Below are 3,472 nucleotides of genomic sequence, written 5' to 3'. Positions count from 1 at the left end.
ACTGAAAAGGATTTAATGGATAATATTGATAAGGATATGTGGTCTAAGGCACATCATTTATTGATCTTTCATGGTCGTAGAGTTTGTAAAGCCAGAAGACCTTTATGTGGGAAATGTCCATTAAAGGATTACTGTATTTACTATAAAGAAGAAGTTAATAAATAAGGAAAGGGCTGTTAGTATGAAACAGTTGGAAAAATTAAAAGATGATTTGATATTTTCCTTAGACATAGGTACAAGAACAATAATCGGAATTGTAGGAACCTATACAAAAGATGGATATTTTAATATATTGGATTATTCTATTAAAGAACATAGTAAAAGAAACATGTATGATGGACAAATTCATGATATTTATGGAGTAACTAAAGTTGTTAAAGAGATAAAAGAAGAATTGGAAGAAAAACTAGGGACAAGCTTAAAAAAAGTTTCAATAGCAGCTGCTGGAAGGGCTTTAAAAACTTGTAAAGTTAAAGTAGACAAGGAGATAGAAGGCAATCCTGAAATTAATAGGAACATGGTAGAAGTTTTAGAATTAGAAGCTATACAAAAAGCTCAAGAAATAATTAATAATAATGAAAATCAGAATAAATTTAAATATTATAATATTGGTTATACAGTTCTTAATTATTATCTGGATGATAATGTGATGAATAAATTAGAAGGACATAGAGGAGATAAAATAGGAGTAAAACTATTAGCAACATTTTTACCTCAGATGGTTATTGAAGGGTTATATTCAGTTATATCAAAGGCTGGTCTTGAAGTTGGCAATATTACTTTAGAACCAATAGCTGCTATAAATGTAGCTATAAAAGAGGAACTAAGATTGTTGAATTTAGTATTAGTAGATATAGGAGCAGGAACATCCGATATTGCCATAACTAAAGATGGTAAAATAATGGCATATGCTATGACTTCAAAAGCTGGGGATGAAATAACGGAAGCCTTATCTAAAAAGTACTTATTAGATTTTAATTATGGAGAAAAATTGAAGGTAAAGCTTAGTTCTCAAGAAACCCATGAATTTGTTGATATAGTAGGCATACAACATAAATTGACTACAAAGGAAATAGTTGAGAGTATATATGAAACTATGGAAGATATAGCTAAGGAAATAGTAGAAAAAATTATTGAGTTCAATGGTAAAGCGCCGAGTGCTGTATTTTTAATAGGTGGTAGTAGTCAAATGCCTGGGCTAAAAAATTGCATAGCTGAAAAATTAGGCTTACCTAAGGAAAGAGTATCTATTCGAGACACCAGTTTTATTGAAAAATTGGAAGGTGTAGAATCTAATATTAATGGACCAGATATTGTAACACCAGTAGGTATAGCTTTGGAGGGAGCTACCCAAAGATATAAAAACTTTCTTCAAATTACTTTTAATGGAGAAGAGATCCGCATATTCAATACAGAAAAGGTAAAAGTCTCTGATATTCTTGTATTAACTGGTTATAATCCAAGGGATTTAATACCTAAATTAGGTGAAAAATTTATATATTTTTTGGATGGTGAAAAGCAAGTTGTTATGGGGAAAGAAGGGAAACCTGCTCAGATATACATAAATAGTCAGGAGGGAAACTTAAACTCTTTTTTAAAAGACGGAGATATTGTAAAAATTATCAAAGCAACTCAGGGAGAAAGTAGAAGTCCTTATTTATCTGAATGTATTGCTACAGAGAAAATGGTAAATTATAATAATAAGCTGGTAAATCTTATTAAAGAAATAAAAATAAATAACAATAAAGTTGAAAATAATCCCATATTGATGGATGGGGATAGGATAGATATTTTAGAGATTAGAACGATGAAGGATTTTTTACAAATTTTAGATGAAAAAATAAACATTTCTAATATTTTAGTTAATGGTAAAAAGGTTAACTATGATACAATATTGAGAGAAAATGATGTTATCAGTGTTGTACAAAATAAAATCATAAAGCTAACTATTAACGAAGAAGAGAAAACAATAGAGTATAATAAAGATATATTTATGTTTGTTGATATATTCGACTATATAGATTTTGATTTATCAAAACCAAGAGGGAATTTAATTCTTAAACTAAATGGAGAAGAAGCGGAATATATGGCCTCTTTAAAAAATGGAGACGAAATAGAAATATATTGGAGTAAATAGTATTGTAATAAAAGAAAATACATATATTTATTAATAGAATATAAAATTTATATTATGGAGGCCAGTATGAAAGGTACTAATAAAAAAACTAAAATAATACTAATTTTAATAATTATTTTCCTTGCAATCATTTTATCTTTAGGTTTCTATGGATATTTTAAAGTATTGAATACAGATCTTATATATGATGGGATTAAAATAGAAGATTACGACATATCCTTTATGTCCAAAGGAGAAGCTTTGAATTTTATTAAAGATAAAAAAGAGGAAGAATTAAACAATAAGAATATGGAACTTATCTATATGGACAAAATCTATAGATTTGGATTAAAAGAATTAGGATTTCAATATGATTATGAAGAAGCTATAAATAAAGCCTATTCCATAGGAAGAGAAGGCAATTTAATTATTAGAATTAAAGACATAATCAATACTAAAAGAAAGGGAGTAGAAATTACTTTAGATTCACATTTTAATATAGAGAATATTAATAATATTGTAGATAATATAAGTCAAGATATAAATATAGAAGCAAAAGATGCAGAGTTCTATTTTAACAATGGGAATATATCTACTACAGATGAGATTATAGGTAAGACTGTGAATAAAGAGAAATTAAGTCAAGCAATTTCTAATAATATTTATACTTTAGAAAAAGTCCAAATCCCAGTGGAAGATATAGTACCTAATGTATCTAAAAGTATGTTATCTAGGATCAATGGTGTTATTGGAGAGTATTCAACATCCTTTAAAGGGAGTAGTCAAAATAGAAAAGAAAACATTAGGTTATCTGCTGAATCTGTAAAAGGTAAAATTTTAATGCCTGGCGAAACCATGTCTTTCAATGAAACTACTGGGCCAAGGGATAAAAAATTTGGATATAAAGAAGCGAGTGTAATAATAGCTGGCGAGTTCACCCCGGATGTAGGAGGAGGAGTATGTCAGACCTCTACTACCCTATATAATTCTTTACTATTAGCGGATGTAACAATTTTAGAAAGGTCTCCTCATTCAATACCAGCAAAGTATGTCCAATTTGGTCAAGATGCAGCAGTTGCTTATGGGTTTTTGGATTTAAAATTTAGAAATGATTTTGATTTTCCATTATATTTTCACAGCAAAATAGTAGGAGAACGGGTTTATTTCTATATATATGGTGATAGAAAATCAAGAGATTATTCTGTAAAAATTGAATCTGAAATTGTGGAAACAATTTCAGTTGAAGAAGAAACTATTTTAGATAAAACTTTAGAACCAGGCAGCAAGATTTTGGTTCAACAGGGAAGGACTGGATATAGGGTTAATACTTATAAATCCATAGTAAAAAATGGGAAG

General features: G+C 28.7%; 3 protein-coding genes. All 3 read left to right on the top strand.

Annotated features, from left to right (window positions below):
* Positions 1–15 precede the first annotated feature (15 nt).
* Positions 16–165: an endonuclease III domain-containing protein gene (locus tag VK998_RS10285; RefSeq protein ID WP_325228043.1), complete on the top strand. Its 150-nt coding sequence runs from the start codon at positions 16–18 to the stop codon at positions 163–165.
* A 16-nt stretch (positions 166–181) separates the two neighbouring features.
* The gene (locus tag VK998_RS10280; protein WP_325228042.1) at positions 182–2,137 is read left to right on the top strand and encodes a cell division FtsA domain-containing protein; all 1,956 of its coding nucleotides are present in this window, start codon (positions 182–184) and stop codon (positions 2,135–2,137) included.
* A gap of 66 nt (positions 2,138–2,203) precedes the next feature.
* The coding region (locus tag VK998_RS10275; RefSeq protein WP_325228041.1) for a VanW family protein at positions 2,204–3,472 on the top strand (1,269 nt) is incomplete at its 3' end.

The organism is Schnuerera sp. (assembly GCF_035459645.1).
Classification (GTDB): Bacteria; Bacillota; Clostridia; order Tissierellales; family Tepidimicrobiaceae; genus Schnuerera.
The sequence above is the reverse complement of the archived record's forward strand: the minus strand, read 5'-3'. Positions and strand labels throughout refer to the sequence as shown.